This is a genomic window from Streptomyces sp. NPDC019937 (assembly GCF_040631655.1).
Taxonomy (GTDB): Bacteria; Actinomycetota; Actinomycetes; order Streptomycetales; family Streptomycetaceae; genus Streptomyces.
The window spans coordinates 21,588-44,391 of the sequence record NZ_JBEYAL010000026.1 but is presented as its reverse complement, the minus strand read 5'-3'; the positions used below and the strand labels follow the sequence as shown (position 1 = coordinate 44,391).

Below are 22,804 nucleotides of genomic sequence, written 5' to 3'. Positions count from 1 at the left end.
AACAGGGGAGCCGGACGCGCGGGCCGACAGCGCCGCGTGCGCTCAGGAGCCGGCCGGCGTTTCCCCACCGTCCACCGCGCGGGCGGCCGCGGTGCGCGAGCCGACCAGCAGCAGACACAGCACCGACACCCCGGCGACCGCCCCGGCCAGGGCGAGCAGCGGGTCCAGGGACCGCGCCGCTTGGGTGGACACTGTGGCCTGCGGTGGCGGGGCGGCGTTCGGAGGCGCGCTCGGGGCGGCGGCCGACGGTGCCCCCGCGGCGGCGGAGGTGCTCGCCGTGGCGCTCCCCGAGGACGCGGCAGGGCTGGGACTCTTCGCCGACGATCCTGTCGCCGGGGCGCTGGTCCGTGCCGCCGCGCTCGTACGGGGCGCCGCCGGGGCCGTCGACGGAGGGGCGCCGCCGTGGGCGTGCGTCGGCGCGGCCGTGGTGGCCGGGGCGGCGGGCTTGACCACCAGGCTCCCGGTCATACCCGGGTGCACCGTGCACAAATAGCCGTAGCTTCCGGCCGCGGTGAACGTGAAGCTCCAGGTCTGGCCCTTGTCGAGCATGGGGGAGTGGATCGCGGCCGGGCCCGAGGTGGTCTTCACATCGTGCGGGGCGGTGTCCTGGTTGACCCAGGTGACCGTGTCCCCGGCGGTGATGGTGAGGGTGCGCGGTCCGAACGCGTAGCCCTTCATGACGACCCGGTGCGTGGCGGCCGACGCCTCGCCCGCGGTCAGCGGCACCAGCCCGAGCGCGAGCAGGCCCGCGGCGAGGACGGCCCGTACCGCCCGTGACGCGTTCATACGAACTCCGCGGCGACGAGCAGCCGCAGACGGCTCGCGGGCGCGGTGCGCGGCAGGGTGAAGCCGGTAGCCCGGCGCAGCGGCCGGTACGGGACCTCGGCGGCACCGATGACGAGCAGCCGGTCCTCGGCGCGCCGCGCCACGCGCAGCCGCAGGGTCGTGGCGAGCGGTACACCGCGCAGCTCGAGATCACCGAAAACGTGCAGGCGTCGCCCGTCGTCGGCGGGCTCGACGGCATCGGAGCGGAAGACGAGGTGCGTGTGCCGCTCGGCGTACAGCCCGTGGCGGCCGCGCAGCCGCCTGTCACCGAACGGCCTGCCGGTGCGCAGCGAGCCGCTGGTCATCTCCAGGCGCATGGCACAGGCGGCCGGATCGGCGTCGACGGTCAGGGCGGCGCCGGTCAGGGCCAGCCGCCCGCGGAGCGTGGCGAAGGGGCCGAGCCGTGCGGTGAGTTCGACGATGCCGCGGCCCGGTGCGACGGCGTACGTGCCCGGTCGCGGCAGCCAGTCCGGGCCGGTCTCGGGCGGTGGGGCGGAGGAGAGAGGCAGGGTTTCGGTAGTCATCCCGGTCTCCAGGGGAAGCGAGGGGCTAGGGTGCGGAAGGCGGCGGGCCGGCCGACTGCGACTCGGCCGGCCCGCCGTCCGTCAGCAGCTGCCGGTGAGGTAGTCCTCGGTGGGCTGGAGCAGGTGCTCGGCCCAGACGGTGTGCATCTTCACGTAGCTGTCGAGGTTGAGCGCGTCCTGTATTTGCTGGCCGGGAGACTCCTCCAGGTGAGCGACCTTGACGTGCTGGAGGATGACGGACAGCGTCTTGTCGACGGTCGCGCCGCCATCCTCGACGGCCGGGTCGAGGATGCTCTCCACCCACACGGTGTGGGTCTTGATGTACTGGTCGAGCTCAAGGGCGTCCTGTACCTGCTCGCCCGGGGAGCGCTCCAGATGGGCCGACTTCAGGTGGTGGAGGATGGGCATCAGGACCTTCCGGACGTCGGCGCACTCGCTGCCGTCGCCGCCGGACCCGTCGCCGGAGGAGTCTCCGCCGCCGGTGCCGCCGCCCGGGGTGCCGCCGCCCGAGGTGCCGCCGTTGTGACCGCCGCCGGTGCCCCCGGAGTGGCCTCCGCCTGTCCCGCCGGTGCCGCCGTCGCCGGTGCCGCCGCCGCTGGTGCCGCCGCCGGAGGTGCCGCCGCCGCTGGTGCCGCCGCCGGAGGTGCCGCCGCCGCCGGTACCGCCGCCCGACGTACCGCCGCCGTCCGAGCCGCCGTCGTCCGCCAGGACCGTGATCGAGGCGGTCATGTCCGGGTGCACGGCGCAGTAGTACTCGTAGGTGCCGGGTGTGGTGAAGGTGTACGACCAGGAGTCGCCCTTGTTGAGGGTCCCGGAGTCGAACTTCTTCGGACCCTTGGTGGTGGTGACGGTATGAGGGGCCTCATCCGAGTTGGTCCACTGCACCGTGTCACCGACGTGCACCGTCAGCTTCGCGGAGCCGAACTTCATGTCCTTGATGTCGACCTTGTAGTCGGCCGCCGCGGCCGGCTGCTGGGCGGCGGCGACCGGCTGCGCCGCCTGCTGGGCGGCCGCGGGGGCCGGGGCCGCGGTCGTTCCGGAGGCCGCCGACTGGATCAGCCCCAGGCACAGCACGGCGGAACCGGCCGCGGCCAGCCCGCCCGCCAGCAGGGCCCGGTTGCCGAACCGGGAGCGGGGACGTCGGCCCGGCTCCCGTACCGCTTGTGCGGTGTCGTTGTCGCTCATGGTCTTGCGAACTCCCTTGGATTGTCTGGGGAATGGGGGGAACAGATGCCGGTTCAGCGGCCGGGATCGGACGTGACCAGCAGACTCGTCACCGCGAGTACGACGAGGACGAGCCCCGTCTCCGCGGCCACCGAGTAGCCGAAGGGCCGCACGGAGGCGGCGTCGCCGCGCAGCAGCACAGCGATGTCGAGGCGGTTGCGCACCCACAGCCGGCTGCTCTGGGCGACCAGCAGCGTGGCGAGGAGGACCGCCACCTTGAGCAGCAGCAGCTGTCCGTACGCGGTGTGCAGCAGCGCGCCGAAGGAGCCCACCACCTGCCAGGCGAGCACCAGCCCGGCGGCGGCGATGGCGGTCACGCTCACCGCCGCCAGCGTCGAGTAGCGGGGCACGACCGCGGCCAGCTCCTCGGGGCGGCGGCGCGGCAGTACGGCCACCGCGAGCATGGCCAGCCCACCGATCCACAGGGAGACGCCGAGCAGATGCGCCAGGTCGGCGGTGGCTCCCCAGCCCGGGGCGGCGCCCTCGGAGCTGTGGCCGGACATGCCCGCCGTACGCAGCAGGCCGAGGGCGACGGCCGCCGCGCCGACTCGCCAGCCGGGTGAGCGGGCGGCCCGGTCGCCGCCCTGCAGAACGGCGGCGAGGACGACCGCGGCCAGCACCCACAGCAGCCCGCGGGTGGCCAGGACGACGCCGACCTCGGTGTCGAGGATGTCCCGGTACGAGGCGGGGGTGAGCACGTCGCCGAGCCCGCCCATCGCGGCGTACGCCCCCTGGAGCCCCCACGCGGCGACGGACGACAGCAGCCCGCACAGCCAGGACGCGGCCAACAGGGCTCTGGCCCGCCGATCGGCCGCGCCACGTGGCCACAGCAGGGCGACGAACGCCAGCCCGCCCACGAACAGGGCAAGGGAGAGGTAGCCGGCCCAGCGGGCGGTGACCAGGCCGCGGTGCACGGCGGCGGAGGGCCCGGTGGGCGCGGGCGCCGCTTGGTGGCCGCGTTCGGCGGCCCCGCCCTTGTCCGTGTCCGATCCGGCGGGAACCCGGAGGCCGATCCGTCCCGAGCTGGCGTGCCCGTCCTGTTCGTCGATCACCCGCCAGGTCAGGGTCAACCGGCCGTGCCGGGCCTCGGGCTGCTTGTGGAGGCGCGCGGTGACACTGTCCTTACGGCCATCGGCGGGCCGGCTCACCGGCAGCCGGACGCGGCCCACCGTGACCCGTACCTCGTCCGGCTCCACCGGCGTGGTGAACGTGAGGGCCACGCGGCTGGGCAGTTGCCGGAGCTGGGCTCCGTCCTGGGGGCTGGAGTCGCGCAGCTCGGTGTGGGCGGAGGCGGCGGGCGCGCAGAGCAGCACCGCCAGGAGCGCCAGCAGGACCGCGGGGACACCGCGGCGCGCGCTCATGATGTCCCCGGCGAGGACGAGGACGAGGATGAGGTGGCCGACGGCTCGGGAAGGCGGCACCCGCCCAGGGGGTCGGCCAGTTGACCGGCCGGTTTCTCAGCTGGTTTCCCGGCCGATGGACCGGACGGTGCCTCGGACGGTGTCGCCGGTGCCTCCGGCGGTGCCTCGGCACCCTGCCCGGAGAGCAGGTCGAGGACGCCGAACACGGGCGCGGTGACCTGCTTCAGCAGGGGTTCGACGAGGTGGACCGATCCGTCGGTACACGGTTCGTCGTCCCCCGGCCGGCCGTCGTCCGGAGCGGAGGGGGACGGTGAGGGGGCGGAGCCCGGCGGTTCCGGGTGGCCGTTCCCGGCGCCGTGGTCCGCTCCACCGTCTCCCGGCGTCCCCTGGACGTGGCCGCCGCCGTCGTCCACCGGCAGCGGGACGGACGGCGGCAGGGCGGCGGGATCGCCGGCGCCGGGGGCCTGGGCACCGGGCGCGGGCGCGGCGGGGGGTTCGGCGGACGGTGTGGGGGAGTCTTCGGGCGGGCCGGGGCTGGGCGGTGCGCCGGCGGTGGGCGGTGCGGGTGGGGTGACGGCCGCTCGGGCGTCGGCGGCGCGAGTGCCGCCGATGCCCGAGGCGTAGCCCAGGACGACCACGACGGCGCCGACGAGCGCGCCCGCCACGATCTCGTCACGATGATCCCCGGGCCAGACCGCCCTGGTGAAGAAGGGCATGGGGCCCCTTCCTGGCATGGTCCGTTCAGTGAAGAGCCATCAGTGGACAGGAGCGGGGATTCGCTTGCACTACGCGTCAGTTAAGCGCTGATTGCCGACCTCTTTTCCGGGCGGACCCCGACTGTGAGATCGGGGCATAGGCAACGACACCTCGCATCGCGCCGCGTGGAGGAATACCGCACCGCGTGGAGAGCCTGTGAACGTGAACAGCCGTACGTGCCCGGCCCCGTCCCCGGGCGGTGGAAACCGCGAGGAGGACGGGGCCGGTAAGAGGGGAGGGAAAGGCGGACTACGCCATGGGGCGGCCCAGGGCGCGGTAGGTCCAGCCGGCGTCGCGCCAGTAGTCGGGGTCCAGGGCGTTGCGGCCGTCGAGGATGCGGCGCTCGGCGACCATCTCGCCCAGGCCCACCGGATCCAGCTCGCGGAACTCGCGCCACTCGGTCAGGTGCAGCACCGCGTGGGCGCCCCGGGCCGCCTCCGGCGCGCTCGGGGCGTAGGCGAGGGTCGGGAAGAGGGCGCGGGCGTTGTCCATGCCCTTGGGGTCGTAGACGGTCACCTGGGCGCCCTGGAGCTGTATCTGCCCGGCCACGTTGAGCGCGGGGGAGTCCCGTACGTCGTCGGAGTCCGGCTTGAACGTGGCGCCCAGCACCGCCACCCGCTTGCCGAGGAAGCTGCCGCCGACCGCGTCGCGGGCGAGTTCGACCATGTGGCCGCGGCGCCGCATGTTGATCGAGTCGACCTCGCGGAGGAAGGTCAGGGCCTGGTCCGCGCCGAGTTCACCGGCGCGGGCCATGAAGGCGCGGATGTCCTTGGGCAGGCAGCCGCCGCCGAAGCCGATCCCGGCCCGCAGGAATTTCTTGCCGATCCGCTCGTCGTAGCCGATGGCCTCGGCGAGCTTGACCACGTCTCCGCCCGCCGCCTCGCAGACCTCGGCCATGGCGTTGATGAACGAGATCTTCGTGGCGAGGAAGGAGTTCGCCGAGGTCTTCACCAGCTCGGCGGTCGGGAAGTCGGTCACCACGAACGGCGAGCCCTCCGCGATCGGCGTCGCGTACACCTCCCGCAGCACCTTCTCGGACCGGTCGCTGGTGACGCCGACCACGATCCGGTCCGGGTGCAGCGTGTCCTCGACGGCGAAGCCCTCCCGCAGGAACTCCGGGTTCCACGCCAGCTCGGCGTCCGCGCCGGCCGGGGCCAGCTCGGCGAGCCGCGCCGCGAGCCGGTCCGCGCTGCCGACCGGGACGGTGGACTTGCCGACGACCAGCGCCGGGCGGCGCAGATGCGGGGCGAGCGATTCCACCGCGTTGTCCACGTGGCGCATGTCACACGCGTACTCGCCGTGCTTCTGCGGGGTGTTCACGCAGATGAAGTGGACGTCGCCGAACTGCCCGGCCTCCTCGTAGGAGCTGGTGAAGCGCAGCCGGCCGGTCGCCCCCGGGGCGCCCGCCACATGCCGCTTCAGCAGATCCTCCAGGCCCGGTTCGTACATGGGCACCCGGCCCTCCGAGAGCATCGCGATCTTCTCGGGCACGATGTCGAGCCCCAGCACCTCGAAGCCCAGCTCGGCCATGGCCGCGGCGTGGGTCGCGCCCAGGTAGCCGGTGCCGATCACGGTGATCTTGAGGGCCATGTGGTGCTCCAGAAGCGTCGGTCTCAGATGCGCTGCCTGAGCATAGTCGGCACCCCGGACAGGGCTCAGCGGCCCGCTGTCGGGTAACTCACGTATACGAGCCGGGACGGCGGCCCTAGAATTCAGTTACTTAACGGTAGTTAGCATCATAGGGGAGTGAGAAGACCTTGGCGTCCTCGGGAAACGCAGACTTCGACCTGTACCGGCCGTCCGAGGAGCACGACATGCTCCGCGATTCGGTCCGCTCACTCGCCGAGGCGAAAATAGCCCCCTTCGCGGCCGAGGTCGACGAGGAAGGCCGCTTCCCACAGGAAGCACTGGACTCCCTGGTCGCCAATGACCTGCACGCGGTGCACGTCCCCGAGTCGTACGGCGGCGCCGGCGCCGACGCGCTCGCGACCGTGATCGTCATCGAGGAGGTCGCCCGGGTGTGCGCCTCCTCCTCCCTGATCCCCGCGGTCAACAAGCTGGGCTCACTGCCCGTCATCCTCTCCGGCTCCGAGGACCTGAAGAAGCGGTACCTGGGCCCGCTCGCCAAGGGCGACGCGATGTTCTCGTACTGCCTCTCCGAGCCCGACGCGGGCTCCGACGCGGCCGGCATGAAGACCAAGGCGGTGCGCGACGGCGACTCCTACGTCCTCAACGGCGTCAAGCGCTGGATCACCAACGCCGGGGTCTCCGACTACTACACGGTGATGGCCGTCACCGACCCCGAGAAGCGGTCCAAGGGCATCTCCGCCTTCGTCGTGGAGAAGTCCGACGAGGGCGTCTCCTTCGGCGCCCCGGAGAAGAAGCTCGGCATCAAGGGCTCCCCGACGCGCGAGGTCTACCTCGACAATGTGCGCATCCCCGCCGACCGCATGATCGGCGCCGAGGGCACCGGCTTCGCCACCGCCATGAAGACCCTCGACCACACCCGCATCACCATCGCCGCCCAGGCCCTCGGCATCGCCCAGGGCGCCCTCGACTACGCCAAGGGCTACGTCAAGGAGCGCAAGCAGTTCGGCAAGGCGATCGCCGACTTCCAGGGCATCCAGTTCATGCTCGCCGACATGGCCATGAAGATCTCGGCCGCGCGCGCCCTGACCTACCAGGCGGCCGCCGCCTCCGAGCGCGGCGACGCCGACCTCACCTACCAGGGCGCCGCCGCCAAGTGCTTCGCCTCGGACGTGGCGATGGAGGTCACCACGGACGCCGTCCAGCTGCTCGGCGGCTACGGCTACACCCGCGACTACCCGGTCGAGCGCATGATGCGCGACGCCAAGATCACCCAGATCTATGAAGGAACGAACCAAGTTCAGCGGGTCGTCATGGCGCGCAACCTGCCGTAGGGCCGGGACCGGGGGCGGGGGTGCCGTGCGCGGCGCCCCCGCCCTCGTCATGTCCGCGTAGTTCAGGCGTGCGGCCGCCAGACCGAGAAGTCCGCCAGGCGGAAGTGGCTGGCGACGGTGCGGAAGCCGAACCAGCCGCTGGTGTAGGGCTCCGGGTCCCGGTAGTCGCAGAGCAGCGCGCCGTTGCTCCAGTACTGGACGGTCCGCCCGGCGGACACCAGGCGGACGCGGTGCGGGGCGTTCGGAGTGAGCAGCGGCTCGGTGAGGTCGAACAGCAGGGGGCGGTTGCCCGGCTCGCCGACGTAGCGCCGCATGCGGGTGGTGGTGTTGAGGTTGGCGCCGTAGCCGACGTAGTACGTCTTCAGCAGGTCGTAGTCGGCGAAGGTGCCGCTGCGCGGCGTGGCGAAGAGGTCGCCGGGGGAGCGGACGTCCCGGGCGTTCCAGAACGCGTTGAGGTCGGTCACATGGTCGTTGGGGCCGCCCTCCGCGACCGGGGTGGCCGTGTACTCGATGACGTACGGGCCGGTCAGCTCGCGGGTGAACCAGACGGTCGCGCCGCCCGGTACGTCGACGTCGAGCACCCCGTGCCGGGTGCGCACCGTCCCGCCGCTCTCCAGTTCGGCGGCCCACTGGCGGGTGCCGTGGCGGAAGTCGTCGTGGGCGATCCGGGTCCAGCGGCCGCGGCCCGTGGGGGCGGTGGCGGGCGCGGCGAGGGCGGCCGGTGCGGCGGCGGCCGTGGCGGCCGCGGCGGCGGCGACGGTGAGGCCGCGGAGCAGGCGTCGGCGGTCGGGGGCGGGGCGGTACGTCATCGTGGTGCGGTTCCTTCCCGGGATGATTGAACCGTTTCAATCCGTAGCGCGGGACGAACCTAACAGACGACCGCCGCCGGGCGCTCGGGCCCGGCGGCGGTCGTCGTGCGACGGCGTGGTGGTCAGTTGCCGGAGACGGTGACCTTCTCGTCGTTCTTCAGCTCGCCCACCAGCTGCTTGACCTTGGGCATGTCCCACTGGACGGCGCTGCCCTTGGAAGTGGGGAGACCGGGGTTGGAGACGGGCATGTTCATCTGCTTGCCCTCACCGTTGGAGACGCTCTTCATCGCGAAGAACATGTCCTTCAGGTCCCACAGGCTCATGTCCTTGTCAACGATCAGGCTGTCCAGGCCGGCGCCCATCATCGGGTAGAGCTTGAAGGGGTTCAGGACCGTGCTCGGCGTCGCCGCCTTGTTGGCGAGCGCCGCCAGGAACCGCTGCTGGTTCTTGGTGCGGTCCAGGTCACCGCCGGCCAGGCCGTGGCGCTGGCGGACGAAGGCGAGCGCCTGCTGGCCGTTGAGCGTCTGCTCGCCCTTCTTGAAGTCGGCCCCGGAGAACTTGTCGTTCATGTCCTGGGGGATGTTGATGTCGACCCCGCCGACCCCGTCGACGATCTTGGCGAAGCCGTCGAAGCCGATCTCCGCGTAGTGGTCGATCTTCAGACCGGTGTTGTACTCGATGGTCCGGGTGAGCAGCTGCGGGCCCTCCGAGGAGTAGGAGGCGTTCAGCTTGTTCTGGCTCGCCGGGATCCGGTTGCCGCTCGACGAGCCGGTGAAGGCCGGGATGGTGACCCAGGAGTCACGCGGGAGGCTGACCATGGTGTTCCCGTTCTCACCGACGTGGAGCAGGATCATGGAGTCGGTGCGGCGGCCCTCGGCGGAGCCGGTGTGCAGCTTCTTCTTGTCCTCCGCGGACATGCCCTCACGGCTGTCCGAACCGACGATCAGGTAGTTGGTGCCCTTGCCGCCGGTCGGCCGGTCCTCGACCTTGCTGAGGTCGACCTCGCGCTTGAGCTTGCCGTCGGCCCAGAAGTAGGTGCCGATACCGACCGCGAGCAGCAGCGCGACCAGGGTGACCAGACCGATGGTTATCCGACGCCGCCAGTTCACCGGTCCGCCCCTCCGCGCGCCGCCGCCGGGACGGCCGGGACCGCCCGGCCCGCGGCCGCCGCCATATACCTGGCCCGTGTTGTAACCGTCGCCGCCGTGGCCGCCGTACTCGTCATAGCTCGGCGAGGGCCGCGGCACGCTCCCCCGCGGCGACAGCTCCGGGGGCAGCGGCGGCTCGGCGGGCTGCTGCCCGCCGCCGCCCGGCGCCGCCCGCCGTACCTGCGGCATGGAGCGGGCCCCCTCTGGCTGGGGGCTACCGCTGCCGCGTCCGTACCGGTCGTTGCGGTCACCGGTCCAACCCTGGGGCCATTCGCTCATGCATGGCAGTGTGCCTGGTCGGACCTGCTGTCTTACAGGGCGGGTGCCGTATCGCGGCATGGCTGTTGCAGAGCTGATAAGAATCCGGTCCGCATAAGGTGGACGGCATGACCAAACAGGCCCATGACGTGGACACGGACCTTCCGGGCAAGCCCACGTCCGCCTCCCGCACCACGCTGTCGCACATCATGACCGGCAACGACACCAACCTCCTCGGCACCGTCCACGGCGGCGTGATCATGAAGCTCGTCGACGACGCCGCCGGGGCGGTCGCCGGGCGGCACTCCGAGGGCCCCGCGGTCACCGCCTCGATGGACGAGATGGCCTTCCTGGAGCCGGTCCGCGTCGGCGATCTCGTCCATGTGAAGGCCCAGGTCAACTGGACCGGACGGTCCTCCATGGAGGTCGGGGTGCGGGTGCTGGCCGAGCGGTGGAACGAGTCCACCCCCGCCACCCAGGTCGGCAGCGCCTATCTGGTCTTCGCCGCGGTCGACGCCGACGGCAAGCCCCGGCCCGTGCCGCCGGTCATACCGGAGACCGAGCGCGACAAGCGGCGCTACCAGGAGGCCGAGATCCGCCGCACCCACCGGCTGGCCCGCCGCCGCGCGATCAAGGAGCTGCGCGCCCGGCGCGCCGCGGAGGGCACCGAGGAGCCGTAAGCGGCAAAGGCGACCGCGTCAGCCGTCACACCGCCACGGGCCGGCACCGCTACGGGCAGCTGACCTCGTCGCCGGTGACGGCGCCGAGGCCGGGGCGGTCCTTGCGCGGGTCCTCGGTGCGCACCGGGTGCACGTCCTCGTAGTCCGCGCCGACCGTGACCTGCATCACCCCGCCCTGCCCCGGTACCGGCTTCAGCTGCGCCCCGGGCAGCGCGGCGGCCAGGGTGCGCACCGAGCGGTCCCAGACCGGGTCGTACGTGATGAGCGTGCGCGCCACGTCCTTGGTGGCCGCGTCGGCGGGGGAGCCGGTGGTGGCGAAGCCGGTGGCGTGCAGCGCCCGGTCCGCGCGGCGGGCGAGCCCGGTCGTCCCGGTGCCGTTGAGCACGTGGACCCGGACCTGCCCCGGGGCCACGTCGACGACGGTGGCCTCGGACCGCGCGTGGTGCCGGGTCAGCGGCTGGTCCCGGCGGATGGCGTCGAACAGCCGCTCCGCCCTGGGCCGGTCCCAGTGCAGTGTGGAGCCGACGCCCTTGAGCGGCCGCCCCGGCAGGAGCACCGGGACCGAGGCGAACTCGGAGGACGCCGGGGTGAGGCCGTTCATGGCCCGGCCCAGGGCCATCAGGTCCTCCGCGCCGAAGCCGTGGTCGGCGCGGACCGAGCCGAGCAGGGTGGTGGCGACGGCGTTGAACCGCACCGGGTTCAGCAGGACGCCGCCCGCCGCCGTCTGGTGGAGCACCGAGGCCAGGAAGCGCTGCTGGCGCTGGATGCGGCCGAGGTCGGAGGTGCCGTCGGTGTGGCGGGAGCGGACGTACTGCAGCGCCTGGCCGCCGCCCAGGACGTGGGTGCCGGGCGGCAGGTCGAGGCCGGTGTGGTCGTCCTTGAGCCGCCGGGCCGTGCACACCTTCACCCCGCCGACCATGTCGACGGTCTTCATGAAGCTGGTGAAGTCGACCTCCAGATAGTGGTCGATGTGCACGCCGGTCGCATGCTCGACGGTGCGCACGGTGAGGCTGGGCCCGCCCTCGGCGTAGGCGGCGTTGAGCCGTTGCGGATGGGCGGGGTGCCGCTTCCCGGCGCGGTCGGTGTACGCGGGGATCATGGCGTACGAGTCGCGGGGCAGGCTGACCACGGAGGCCCGGCGGCGGTCCGCCGACAGGTGGACCAGGATGACCGTGTCGGTGCAGTGGCAGGGCGCCCCGCCGAGCCGGTACAGCACCTTCTCCTGCCGGGTGATCCGGTCCCGGCCGTCGGTGCCGACGACCAGGAAGTTGACGCCGCCCCCGGCGTTCTCCGGCCGGTTGTCCAGGCCGCCGAAGGCGTCCACCCGGTGGATGCCGGATTCCAGCTCCCGGACCATCAGGTGCCCGATCGCGCTGACGGCCAGCACCAGGCACGCGATGAACAGGGCGATCCGCAGACCCCAGCGGCGGCGGCGCCCGGAGCGGGGCCGGGGGCGTGGCGGGCGCGTCGATCGGGCCGGTGCACTCACCGAAGGAGACCTCCGTGAACGGGCCCGGGCGGGGCGCTGGCGGGTCGGAACCGCTGTCACGGTAGGGCCATACGATGAGCACCCCGGCGCCCCACGCCGCCGGTGCCGGCCGCTGCCACCCGGGCGGCGCGTTCCGGTGCCCCCATTCGCGGTAACGTGGGCCCGCTACTGCAGTCTCCTGGGGGCGCGGCCCCCGAAACCCCGAGGTGCCATGCCCCCGCGTCAGCTCCCGGCCGTCTCCGTGATCATGCCGGTGCTCAATGAGGAACGCCATCTGCGCAATGCCGTGCGGCACATCCTGGAGCAGGAGTACGACGGTGAGATGGAGGTGGTGATCGCGGTCGGCCCGTCCGCGGACCGTACCGAAGAGATCGCCGCCGAGCTGGCCGCCGAGGATCCGCGGGTGAACACCGTGCCCAACCCCACGGGCCGCACTCCCGCCGCGCTGAACGCCGCGATCAAGGCGTCCCGCCACCCGGTGGTGGTGCGGGTCGACGGACACGGCATGCTCTCGCCGAACTACATCGCGACCGCCGTGCGGCTGCTGGAGGAGACCGGCGCGCAGAACGTCGGCGGCATCATGCACGCCGAGGGCGAGAACGACTGGGAGCGGGCCGTGGCCGCCGCCATGACCTCGAAGATCGGCGTCGGCAACGCCGCCTTCCACACCGGCGGCGAGGCGGCCCCCGCCGACACCGTCTACCTGGGCGTCTTCCGCCGTGAGGCGCTGGAGCAGCAGGGCGGCTACAACGAGGAATTCATCCGCGCCCAGGACTGGGAGCTGAACTTCCGCATCCGCGAGGCGGGCGGGCTGGTCTGGTTCTCGCCCGAGCTGAAGGTCTCGTACCGGCCGCGGCCGAACGTGCGGGAGCTGGCCAAGCAGTACCGGAACTACGGGCGCTGGCGCCATGTCGTGGCCCGCTTCCACCAGGGCTCGATCAACCTGCGCTACCTCGCCCCGCCGGCCGCCGTGGTGGCCATCGCGGCGGGCGCCGTGGTGGGCGCGGCCGTCACCCCGTGGGGGTTCCTGGTCCCGGGCGGGTATCTGGCGGCCATCGTCGCCGGCTCGGTCCCGGCCGGGAAGGGGCTTCCGGCGGGGGCCCGGGTGCGGATCCCGCTCGCCCTCGCGACCATGCACATGTCGTGGGGCTGGGGCTTCCTGACCAGCCCCCGGGCGCTCGCCAAGAAGGTCATCGCCAGCCGCCGCCCGGCGGTCGTGGCGCAGAGCGGGTGAGCCCGGCGTACGGATGACGTGAGGGGCCGGACCAGGTGGTCCGGCCCCTTTCGGTCGCGTCTCCCGGAAGGAGCCGTCAGAAGGTGTAGTTCGGGTTGACCGACATGCACGCCTTCTTGTCCTCACCGTTGAGGGCGTCGGCGCTCTCCGGCGTCTTGTCGTCGTCGGCCGACCCGGCCTTCGGGTAGGTCGTGCCCGACCGCCAGTCGTTGCCGACCACCACGGTCACGTTCTGCACCGACTTCGAGGACTTCACCGCGCTCTTGGGCAGCCCCAGCGCCTTGGCCACGGCGAGGGCGTCGCCCTGCTCGGCCTCGTTCGGGTAGGCCACGGTGGTGTCGGCCTGCGAGATGAGCACCGTGTTCGCGGTGGCCTTGGTGTAGCCGAGCTGCACCAGCTGGTCGGTGAGCACCCGGGCGCGGCCGGAGACGGGCCCGTACACCGTGGAGGCGGTGCCGTTCTGCACGGTGACCGGGATCTCGCCCTTGGGCGCGGTGGGGGCCGGGGTCCTGTCGGGCTTCTTCTTGTCCTTGCCGTCCAGCGCCGTGTCGTTGCGCAGCAGCGAGAAGGTCTGCTCGGCGTCGCCGGGCTTGGGCTCCACGAACTGCTCGTCCGCGCTGTACTGCCACGGCATGGTGACCATCGTGGTGCGCTCGGTCGGCACCCGCTTCAGGTCGTTGCCCAGGTTGTACAGCTTCTTGACGTCGCCGAGGCCGTGGTCGACGGTCAGCGCGTCGGTGGCCGCCTCCGCCAGGTCCATCAGCTTGCCCGGGTCGGTGAGCTTGGTGCCCTGCTTCAGCTGGCGGATCATCGAGCTCATGTACATGTGCTGGGCCTTGGCCCGGCCGATGTCGGAGTTGTCCTCGAAGCCGTAGCGGGTCCGCAGCCATTGGAGGGCCTGGATGCCCTTGACCGGGTGGGTGCCCTTGGTCAGCCGCAGCCCCGAGCCGTGGCCCTTGCTGTCGTGCGAGTAGACGTTGTCCTTCACGCACACCGGGACGCCGCCGACGGCGTCCGCCATGGAGACCACGCCGGTGAAGTCGATCATCATGAAGTGATCGATGTATATGCCGGTCAGTTCCTTCCAGGTGGCCACCGTGCAGCCCGGGCCGCCGTGCTGCAGCGACTGGTTGATCGCCGCCTGGGTCTTCGGGTAGACGCGCCCGTCGTCCGGGTCGGTGCACCGGGGGATGGTCACCCGGGTGTCGCGCGGGATGCTGACCACCGACATGTTGCTGCGGTCGGCCGCGACGTGCACCAGCATCTGCACATCGGCCAGCGGCTTGCGGTCGGCGTCCTGCTTGGCGCCGCCGAGCTTCACGTTCTCCGCGGTGTTACGGCTGTCCGAACCGATCAGCAGGATGTTCAGCGGGGTCTGGCCCGCCGCGTTCGGCTCGGGCTTGCCCAGCTTGCTGTCGCCGAGGTCGAGGGCTTCCTTCCGCAGATTGCCGTTCAGGTGGTTGTAGTACAGGTAGCCGCCGGCTGCCGCGGCCAGTACCAGCGCGGCCAGCGTCAGTACGCTCCACCGCACCACCCGTAACCCCCGGCTGCCGCGCTTGGCCGCCGGGCCACTCCGACCGCCGCCGCGGCGCCCCGCGTCACCGGACGCGGGGCCTTCCGCTCCGGGCGGTCTGTCATCCTCACCGGTGCCGCGCGGTTCGGGCACGGCTTGCCGCCGTCCCTCCCCCCGCACACTGCTCTGCCGCATCGGGCCCCTCCCCGTACTTCTGTACTCGTCCGGACCGATGGGCGAGGGTGCTCCGACGGTCAGGGGTGGTCATTTGGCGCAGACGTTCTTGTCGTCGGCCTCGACCTTCTGAATGTCCTTCGGCGCCTTCGCCGGAGCGGAGATGGGGACACCCACGCCCTTGTAGTCGGCGCCGAGCGTCAGCGTCATCTCCGCCCTGGGGGCGGCGTCCTTCGTGCCTTCCTTCATCGCGGACGCGGGCAGGCCCATGCTGTCGGCCAGCCGGCGTGCCTGGTCCGCCTGGTTGGGAGCGTACTCCAGGGTGGTCTTCTCAAGATCTGCCGGAGCGTTTCCGCCGTTGCTGGTGAGCGGCATCCCCTCGATGTTCTGCATCCACTCCAGGGTCTCCTGGGCGGCCCCCGTCTGCCCGCTGCCGTTCAGCACCTTGGCCCGGACCTCCGCCGCGTCGGCCTTCGGCCCCTTGAGCCGCGCCGCCTGCTTGTCCTTGGCCGCCTTCTCCTGCTTCTTCACCTCGGTCAGCGACACGTCCTGCCGGACCATGGCGAACAGCGGCTCGGCCTTGGTCTGGTCGAGCAGCACGGTCGCGCCGTCGGTGTTGTCGACGACCGGAACCGTCGTGAAGGTCATGTTCTTCAGATTGACCTTGCCGAGCGCCTTCCCCAGCGAGACGAGCTTGTCGACGGTGCCGATGCCGGTGTCCACGGTGAGCGCCTTGGTGGCGGTGTTGGCCAGGCCCCACATCTTGCTGGGGCTGCTGAGCGTCCCGTTCCCCTTCATCTTGCGCATCATGGAGCTGAGGAACTGCTGCTGCAGCTTGATCCGGTCCAGGTCGCCGCCGAAGCCCACCGAGTGCCGGGTCCGGACGAACGCCAGCGCCTGCTCGCCCTTGATGTTGTGGTTGCCGGCCTTCAGTTTCAGATGCGACTTGGGGTCGTCGATGTCCTTGGCGAGGCAGACGTCGACCCCGCCGACCGCCGTGGACATCGACTTGACGGCGTTGAAGTCGGCCATCATGAAGTGGGTGATGTCCAGCCCGGTGATCTTCTCGGCCGTCTTCATGGTGCAGCCGGGGTCGCGCCCCTCCTGGCCGAGGCTGGTGTTGAAGCGCGCCTCCTGCTCGCCCGGGATGACCTTCTCCGAACCGTCCTTCTGCTTGGTCGGACAGTCCGGGATGTCCGTGATCATGTCGCGGGGAATGGACAGCACCGTGGCGTTGGTCCGGTCCCCGGAGACATGCATGACGAGCGTGGTGTCGGCGTGGCCGACGCTACCCGCGTCACCGTAGCCCGTGTTCCCCTTGCCATCACGCCGGTCGGTGCCGATGAGCAGGATGTTCATCGGTCCGTCGGTGACCGCGGCGTTGTTCTCGCCGATGTCCACCTTGCTGATGTTCCCGTTGAGGTGCTGATAGACGAGGTACGCCGCGGCCGAGCCGCCGACCAGCACGAAGGCCAGGGTGCCACTTCCCCAGTACAGCGCCTTCCTCGTCTTCGACTTCTTCGGCTTCGGCTTTCTCCTGCTCGCCGGTGCCACCGCCTTCTCCGGTTCCCGCTTGCCCGCCGCCCGCCTGCGTCCCCGCGGCTCGGGCTCGGGGGCGCGACGGCGGCCCCTGCTTCTGGGGGCGGCGTCGTGGGGCTCGGCGGCAGCGGCCGTCTCCCCAGCGGGGTTCAGCCGCAGCTCATAGTTGCCGGTATTCGGGTCGAACACCCACTGATCGGCGGGGTCGATGTCACCGTCCCGCCCATGGCCTTGCGCGTCCACGGTCGCCTGTGTCCTCCGTCGGTGCCACGCGGGCGCCTCCCCCTCAAGGCGCTCGGTCCGTCTTCATATACAGTGCGCGGTCACCTCTCGGAGCGCACCGGATCGCTCACACTATCCGCCCGGATCCGCGTCAAGCGACGCCGGTGACAAATTCCACTTCCCTACAACTGGGCAATCTGCCCAATCCTTTCGAGATTCTTCACGAGTCGGGGCCCCGCCTTTACCGGGCTTTACTCACAGATGTCACGAGCGGCCGTGGTCCCCTGGTACGGAGCGCGGTCCACACCCTTGGGATCCTCACCACGGGTGGCCGTGACGGCGCGGGTCACCGACACTGGGCGGTCCAGGCGCAGTTGCCGGAACAGCCGGTCGGCATCGGGCTGGACGAGTTCATCACGGTTCTTGTTGTACGTATACGGCTGTCGCGGAATCGTAAGAAAACGGATCTTCTCACGCGGGATGCCCCGCATCCCGCGCACCAGCCCGTAGAGGTCCTTGAGGGTGTCCAGCCCCGGATCGGTGGTCAGCGCGGATGTCGCCGCGTTGAGCACCGGATACAGCTTCGCCGGATTGAGCAGTACACCATTGCTCTGCACTTTCTTCACAAGGGAGCTGAGGAACTCCTGCTGGCGGGCGATGCGCTCGGTGTCGCTGCCGTTGCCGATGGAGTAGCGGGCGCGGACGTAGCCGAGGGCCTTCTCCCCGTGCAGGACCTGACGGCCCGCCGGCAGCTTCAGGTGCGCGTCGTCGTCGTCGACCGGCTCCGTCAGGCACACCTCCACGCCCCCGACCGCGTTCACCAGCTTCTTGAAGCCGCTGAAGTCCACGATCACATGGTGGTCCACCCGGATCCCGGTGAGCTTCTCCACGGTACGGATCGTGCAGGCCGCGCCGCCGAACTCGAACGCCCAATTGAACTGGGCGAACCGGGCCGCCAGCCGGCCGCCGCCCTTCGGCCGGTCGCAGTCCGGGACGTCCACCATCAGGTCGCGCGGGATGGAGACGGCGGTCGCGCTCTTCCCCCCGGCCTGGAGGTGCAGCAGGATCGTGGTGTCCGAGCGCTGGGTGCCGGTGTCCCGGCCGTACTTGCCGTTCCCCTTGCCGCCCCGGTTGTCGGAGCCGATCACCAGGATGTTCTGCGCGTCGCGGACCATCGACACCGGCCGCTCGGCCTCGTACTTCCGCAGTTCGTCGGCGGTCCGGGTGTCGGTGCGGATGTTGCGGTCGAGGCGCTCGTAGAACCACCACCCCGTCCCGGCGACCGACAGCACCAGCAGGGTCGCGCCCAGCGCGACCACGCGCAGCCAGCGGCGCCCGGGTCTCGGCGCCGGCTCTTGGCCGTCAGTCGTCACGTCCGCGTCCTCCCACCCCGCCTCCCGCCCGGCAGCGGACGGGAGCGGTATCGCGTGCTGGGCCGATCATTGGGACAGACATGCGAACCCCGCACATGGTTGTACGTATCCGTCGATCATCGCGCGGGGTGTACGCCGGGGCGCGCGGGCTCGGCCCGGCGATCCGCCGTACGGGTCAGACGGACCGCCGGGCCGTGGGCCTCTGCGGGGCTGCCGGGGACGAGGGGGCTAGACGGTGACGCGCTCGCTCTCCCGGCGCTCGGCGAGCCCCTTCTCGTCCAGCTGGTCCAGGTGACGGCACAGCACCACCGAGCCGCCCGCCGCCAGCGGCGCGTACAGCCCGTACGACAGTCCCTCCCAGCCGTCGTACGGCAGCCCCGACAGCACCCGGGAGCCCGGCTCCAGCCCGTGCGCCGCGGCGTCCGCGCGCGCCCGCTCCACCAGCTCCGCGCCGGTCAGCTCCAGTCCGCCGACGGCCAGCGCGGGCGCGTCCGGGTCCACCGGGGCGTACGGCGCGAAGCGGTCTCCCTGGCTCGGCACCTCCACGGCGTAGTCGGCGAACCCCTGCGGCGGCTGCGGGAACCGGCCGCCCAGGGGGCGCAGGGCGAGCGCCATCCGCTCCCCGGAGCAGGCGCGCGCCTCCTCCAGGGTGTCCGGCCCGCTCACCACCACATCGGCCGCGGCCGGGTCGCCGCCGAGGTCCGCGAGGACCCCGACCGACGAACAGGCCAGCAGCCACACCGCGGTCTGCCAGTGCGCGGGCAGCAGCAGCGCGACCCGGTCACCGGGGGCGACGGCCAGATCGTCCTGCAGCAGGTTGGCGGTTTTCGCCACCCAATTGGCGAACGTGGCCACGGAGAGTTCGACGCGTTCGCCCGTCGCGTCGTCGTAGAAGGTCACGAGGGGGCGCGCGGGATCCGCGGCGAGCGCGGATCGCAGCAGGTCGGCGGGGGTGCGATCGGTGGCGTTCATCCGCGCAAGGGTACGCGCCCCACCCGTCCGGCGGAGTGGGTGCCGAGGGCCGGGCGACTGGTCCGTCGGCCCTTGACCGCGCGTCCGAATAGACAGTTGTGTCACGATATGCACAGGATTTTCATCATGCGTGGATTCCTTGCATCCTCGGTCGGCGTCGTGTGCACCGCCGCCCTCGCCCTCCCGTCCGCCCTGGGTACCGCACATGCCCGGGCCGACCACGCCGACCGCGCCGCCCTCAGGGGCGGCACCCAGTCGCTGCCGCTGCTCCCGCCCGACCGGGAGCTCCCGCTCGACCGGGGCATGGCCGCCCCCGGCGCCGACCGGCAGCTCGCCGCCCGCGACGTATCCCCCTTCTCCCTCGTCGGGGCCGTCTGGAACGACGCCTCCGCCGACCTCCCCGGCCGCGTCCAGGTGCGCACCCGCGCCGCCCGCACCGGCGCGTGGTCCGCCTGGCGCGACCTCCGGGCGTACGAGGACGACGCGCCGGACCCCGCCCCCGGTGCCTCCGGCGGTGCCTCCGACGCCGGTGCCGGGCATCCGCACGGCGGCACCGCCCCGCTGTGGGTCGGCGACTCCGACGGCGTCCAGGCCCGGGTCCGCGCCGCCCGGCCCACCGGCGCGGTTCCGGCCGGGCTCCCCGCCGGGCTACGGCTCGAACTCGTCAACCCCGGCGCGGCCCCCGCCCCGCCCCCGGCCCACCCCACCCCCGCGCAGCCGGCCCATCCGCACCCCACCGCCGTCGCGCACTGGCACGCACACCCGCACCCCACCGCCGCCGCGCAGCCGCGCCAGGAGCCGCGCCCCACCGGCGCCGCCGTGTCCCCCGCCGCCCGGCCCGCCACCCCGACCCCGACCCCGCGCCCGTCCGGGTCGGCCCAACTCCCCGCCGGCCAGGCCGAGACCGGCGCCGTCCGCCACACCGCACCCCGGCCGCGCATCATCACCCGCGCCGGATGGGGCGCCGACGAGACCATCCGCGAGAGCGGCTACGTCTACAGCAAGACCGTCAAAGTCGCCTTCGTCCACCACACGGTGACCGGCAACAGCTACACCTGCGCCCAGGTTCCCTCCGTTTTGCGCAGTATCTACCGGTACCACGTCCAGAGCATGGGCTGGCGCGACTACGGCTACAACTTCACCGTCGACAAGTGCGGGAACATCTACGAAGGCCGCGCAGGAGGCGTGGCCAAAGCCGTACTCGGGGCGCACACCCTCGGCTTCAACGAGAACAGCATGGGCATCGCCGTCCTCGGCACGTACTCCACCAAGGACCCCTCCGCCAAGGCCATGAAGGCCCTCTCCCGACTCGCCGCATGGAAACTCGGCCTCTTCAACCGGAATCCTCGCGGCACCACTCATCTGGTGTCCGGCGGCGGGAACAGGTACGAAAAGGGCACCAGGGTGAAGCTGCGCGTCATCTCCGGACACCGCGACGGCTTCGCCACCGAATGCCCCGGAGAGCGCCTGTACCGCAAGCTCGGCTCCGTACGCAGCACAGCCGCCCGGCTCCAGGGGCGCTGACGAGGCGCGGTCCGGGCTTTTGCATACACTGGCCGCCGACCACGGGGAGCCAGAGCAGGAAGCAGAGACTACGTGACCAAAGCGCCAGCAACGCCGGAAGCGATCCTCCTGGTCGGCGGCAAGGGAACGCGGCTGCGCCCGATGACGGTGCACACTCCCAAGCCGATGGTCCCGGCGGCCGGCGTTCCCTTCCTGACTCACCAACTCGCCCGCGCCCGCGCCGCCGGGGTCGAGCACATCGTGCTCGCCACGTCCTACCTGGCCGAGGTCTTCGAACCGTACTTCGGCGACGGCTCCTCCCTCGGGCTCCACCTGGAGTACGTCACGGAGGAGGAGCCGCTCGGCACCGGCGGCGCCATCCGCAACGTCGCCTCCCGGCTGCGCTCGGGCCCCGACGACCCGGTGCTCATCTTCAACGGCGACATCCTCACCGGCCTCGACATCCGCGCCCTCGTCGAGACCCACTGCCGGACCGGGGCCGATGTCTCCCTCCACCTCACCCGGGTCAGCGACCCCCGCGCCTACGGTCTCGTGCCCACCGACGAACAGGGCCGGGTCACCGCCTTCCTGGAGAAGCCGCAGACCCCCGAGGAGATCGTCACCGACCAGATCAACGCGGGCGCGTACGTCTTCAACCGCTCCGTGATCGACGCCATACCGGCCGACCGGCCCGTCTCCGTCGAACGCGAGACCTTCCCCGGGCTCCTCGCCGAGGGCGCCCACCTCCAGGGCATGGTCGACTCCACGTACTGGCTCGACCTCGGCACCCCGCAGGCCTTCGTCCGCGGCTCCGCCGACCTCGTCCTCGGCCGCGCCCCCTCCCCGGCCGTCCCGGGCCGCTGCGGCGACCGTCTCATCCTGGAGACCGCCACCGTCGCGGGCGACGCCAAGCTCACCGGCGGCACGGTCATCGGGCCGCAGGCCCGGGTGGGCGCGGGCGCGCGCATCGACGGCAGCACGGTGCTGGAGGGCGCCGTCGTCGAGGAGGGCGCCGAGGTGTGCGACTCGCTGATCGGCGCGGGGGCGCGGGTCGGCGCCCGTACGGTGCTGCACGGCGCGGTGGTCGGGGACGGCGCGCTGGTGGGCCCGGACAACGAGCTGCGCGACGGGGTGCGGGTGTGGTGCGGGGTGGACATCCCGCCGGGCGCGGTGCGGTTCTCCTCCGACCAGTAACGCCGGCCGGCGACCGCGCGCTACATCGCCCGGAAGTCCCGTACGGCGAAACGCGGCGCGCGGCGGGGCGGCGTACGGCCCGACAGCAGGATCAGCCGGGCCGCCCGGTGCCGCTGCCCGGCGTAGGGTGCGAGGAGTTCCAGCATCGCCGCGTCGTCCGTACCGCGTTCACCCGTGAGCGCGTAGCCGACGATACGGGGCAGATGCAGATCCCCGACCGTGATCGCGTCCGGGGTGCCGTTGCTGCGCTGCAGGGTCTCCGCCGCCGTCCAGGGGCCGATACCCGGGATCAGCTGGAGACGCTGTGAGGCGGGCTCGAGGTCCATGGCCGCGGCCTCCTCCAGCCGCCGGGCGACCCGCGCGGCCCGCACGATCGTCGCCGAACGCTTGCCGTCCACGCCCGCCCGGTGCCACTCCCACGACGGGATCAGCGCCCAGGCACGCGGATCGGGCATGACCCGCATGCGCTCCACCGGCCCCGGCGCGGGCTCACCGTGGCGCTGCAGCAGCAACCGCCAGGCCCGGTACGCCTCGTCGCTGGTGACCTTCTGCTCCAGGATCGAGGGGATCAGCGACTCCAGCACCAGCCCGGTCCGGATCAGCCGCAGCCCGGGGTTGCGGCGGTGCGCCTCGTGGACGAGCCGGTGCCGCGGGGTGAACGCGGACGGATCGTCGTCGTCGCCGAGGAGCGCGGGCAGCCGGTCGAGCAGCCATTCGGCCCCCGGCCCCCAGGCCTGGGCCTCGACGCCCTTGCCGTCCCGCGCGACCCGAACGGTCCCGGGCCCCTCCGGGGTCCGGCTGGCCCGCCAGAACGCGCCGTCCGCGTCGACGCGGAACGCCGGGTCTCCCGGGCCCCGCCGCAGCACTCCGAGGTTCCGCGCGAGGTCGTACGCGCAGGAAGGCACCCACACACGACGTCCCACCACGCCGCCACCCTAAGCCCGCCCGGAAGACCGGTGGACGGCGGCCGGGCTCGCCCCCTCGGTCCACCGCGACCGCCCCGCACACACCCGCACCCCGAAAACGCACCCGCACCACCCCCACACCGGCGCGCACCCCCGCCCCGCGCGCCCTGAAGCGCAACC

The 22,804-nt window shown here is 72.1% G+C and carries 19 protein-coding genes; 5 read left to right on the top strand and 14 right to left on the bottom strand.

Translation table 11 applies throughout. The features are described from left to right. Positions 1 to 42 precede the first annotated feature (42 nt). The 6 genes from ABZ562_RS25200 to ABZ562_RS25175 all read right to left on the bottom strand — a co-directional run bounded on the left by ABZ562_RS25200 (position 43) and on the right by ABZ562_RS25175 (position 6,280). Complete coding sequence (locus ABZ562_RS25200) at positions 43 to 786, bottom strand: cupredoxin family copper-binding protein (protein WP_361483782.1); 744 nt, start codon at positions 784 to 786, stop codon at positions 43 to 45. After that, on the bottom strand, positions 783 to 1,349 hold the full coding sequence (locus ABZ562_RS25195) for a YceI family protein (protein WP_361483781.1): 567 nt from the start codon (positions 1,347 to 1,349) through the stop codon (positions 783 to 785). The genes ABZ562_RS25200 and ABZ562_RS25195 overlap by 4 nt, the downstream gene beginning before the upstream one ends. 81 nt (positions 1,350 to 1,430) lie before the next feature. Continuing rightward, positions 1,431 to 2,534, bottom strand: a complete 1,104-nt coding sequence (locus tag ABZ562_RS25190) for a cupredoxin family copper-binding protein (RefSeq protein WP_361483779.1) — start codon at positions 2,532 to 2,534, stop codon at positions 1,431 to 1,433. A gap of 53 nt (positions 2,535 to 2,587) precedes the next feature. Next, positions 2,588 to 3,994: a CopD family protein gene (locus ABZ562_RS25185; protein WP_361483777.1), complete on the bottom strand. Its 1,407-nt coding sequence runs from the start codon at positions 3,992 to 3,994 to the stop codon at positions 2,588 to 2,590. After that, entirely contained in the window at positions 3,931 to 4,650 is a 720-nt protein-coding gene (locus tag ABZ562_RS25180) for a hypothetical protein (protein WP_361483775.1), read from the bottom strand. Before ABZ562_RS25180 ends, ABZ562_RS25185 begins: the two co-directional genes overlap by 64 nt. Positions 4,651 to 4,939: 289 nt before the next feature. Continuing rightward, on the bottom strand, positions 4,940 to 6,280 hold the full coding sequence (locus ABZ562_RS25175) for a UDP-glucose/GDP-mannose dehydrogenase family protein (protein WP_361483773.1): 1,341 nt from the start codon (positions 6,278 to 6,280) through the stop codon (positions 4,940 to 4,942). Between the two features lie 167 nt (positions 6,281 to 6,447). On the opposite strand from ABZ562_RS25175, the gene ABZ562_RS25170 reads away from it, so the two are divergent. Then, the gene (locus ABZ562_RS25170; RefSeq protein WP_361483772.1) at positions 6,448 to 7,611 is read left to right on the top strand and encodes an acyl-CoA dehydrogenase; all 1,164 of its coding nucleotides are present in this window, start codon (positions 6,448 to 6,450) and stop codon (positions 7,609 to 7,611) included. 62 nt (positions 7,612 to 7,673) lie between these two features. Here ABZ562_RS25170 and ABZ562_RS25165 read toward each other — a convergent pair whose 3' ends face one another. Further along, on the bottom strand, positions 7,674 to 8,420 hold the full coding sequence (locus ABZ562_RS25165; protein ID WP_361483770.1) for a DUF6250 domain-containing protein: 747 nt from the start codon (positions 8,418 to 8,420) through the stop codon (positions 7,674 to 7,676). A gap of 122 nt (positions 8,421 to 8,542) precedes the next feature. Continuing rightward, the gene (locus tag ABZ562_RS25160; protein ID WP_361483768.1) at positions 8,543 to 9,847 is read right to left on the bottom strand and encodes an LCP family protein; all 1,305 of its coding nucleotides are present in this window, start codon (positions 9,845 to 9,847) and stop codon (positions 8,543 to 8,545) included. Between the two features lie 107 nt (positions 9,848 to 9,954). Here ABZ562_RS25160 and ABZ562_RS25155 point away from each other — a divergent pair, with 107 nt between their 5' ends. Next, positions 9,955 to 10,506, top strand: coding sequence for an acyl-CoA thioesterase (locus ABZ562_RS25155; protein ID WP_361483766.1), 552 nt, complete (start codon positions 9,955 to 9,957; stop codon positions 10,504 to 10,506). Positions 10,507 to 10,555: 49 nt separating this feature from the next. Here ABZ562_RS25155 and ABZ562_RS25150 read toward each other — a convergent pair whose 3' ends face one another. Then, complete coding sequence (locus ABZ562_RS25150; RefSeq protein WP_361483764.1) at positions 10,556 to 11,995, bottom strand: LCP family protein; 1,440 nt, start codon at positions 11,993 to 11,995, stop codon at positions 10,556 to 10,558. A gap of 211 nt (positions 11,996 to 12,206) precedes the next feature. Here ABZ562_RS25150 and ABZ562_RS25145 point away from each other — a divergent pair, with 211 nt between their 5' ends. Next, the gene (locus ABZ562_RS25145; protein ID WP_361483762.1) at positions 12,207 to 13,229 is read left to right on the top strand and encodes a glycosyltransferase family 2 protein; all 1,023 of its coding nucleotides are present in this window, start codon (positions 12,207 to 12,209) and stop codon (positions 13,227 to 13,229) included. A gap of 76 nt (positions 13,230 to 13,305) precedes the next feature. On the opposite strand, the gene ABZ562_RS25140 is transcribed toward ABZ562_RS25145, so the two are convergent. The 4 genes from ABZ562_RS25140 to ABZ562_RS25125 form a co-directional block, all read right to left on the bottom strand. Continuing rightward, positions 13,306 to 14,937: an LCP family protein gene (locus ABZ562_RS25140; protein ID WP_361483760.1), complete on the bottom strand. Its 1,632-nt coding sequence runs from the start codon at positions 14,935 to 14,937 to the stop codon at positions 13,306 to 13,308. Positions 14,938 to 15,006: 69 nt separating this feature from the next. Further along, the gene (locus ABZ562_RS25135; RefSeq protein ID WP_361483758.1) at positions 15,007 to 16,698 is read right to left on the bottom strand and encodes an LCP family protein; all 1,692 of its coding nucleotides are present in this window, start codon (positions 16,696 to 16,698) and stop codon (positions 15,007 to 15,009) included. A gap of 230 nt (positions 16,699 to 16,928) precedes the next feature. Next, the gene (locus ABZ562_RS25130; RefSeq protein ID WP_361483756.1) at positions 16,929 to 18,050 is read right to left on the bottom strand and encodes an LCP family protein; all 1,122 of its coding nucleotides are present in this window, start codon (positions 18,048 to 18,050) and stop codon (positions 16,929 to 16,931) included. A 228-nt stretch (positions 18,051 to 18,278) separates the two neighbouring features. After that, positions 18,279 to 19,022, bottom strand: a complete 744-nt coding sequence (locus tag ABZ562_RS25125; protein WP_361483754.1) for a TIGR03089 family protein — start codon at positions 19,020 to 19,022, stop codon at positions 18,279 to 18,281. A gap of 126 nt (positions 19,023 to 19,148) precedes the next feature. Between ABZ562_RS25125 and ABZ562_RS25120 the strand changes: the two genes are divergently transcribed. Further along, the gene (locus tag ABZ562_RS25120; protein ID WP_361483753.1) at positions 19,149 to 20,546 is read left to right on the top strand and encodes a peptidoglycan recognition protein; all 1,398 of its coding nucleotides are present in this window, start codon (positions 19,149 to 19,151) and stop codon (positions 20,544 to 20,546) included. A gap of 72 nt (positions 20,547 to 20,618) precedes the next feature. After that, positions 20,619 to 21,719: an NDP-sugar synthase gene (locus tag ABZ562_RS25115; protein WP_361483751.1), complete on the top strand. Its 1,101-nt coding sequence runs from the start codon at positions 20,619 to 20,621 to the stop codon at positions 21,717 to 21,719. Between the two features lie 20 nt (positions 21,720 to 21,739). Here ABZ562_RS25115 and ABZ562_RS25110 read toward each other — a convergent pair whose 3' ends face one another. Next, positions 21,740 to 22,645, bottom strand: coding sequence for a DNA-3-methyladenine glycosylase 2 family protein (locus tag ABZ562_RS25110; protein ID WP_361483749.1), 906 nt, complete (start codon positions 22,643 to 22,645; stop codon positions 21,740 to 21,742). Between the last annotated feature and the right edge of the window lie 159 nt (positions 22,646 to 22,804).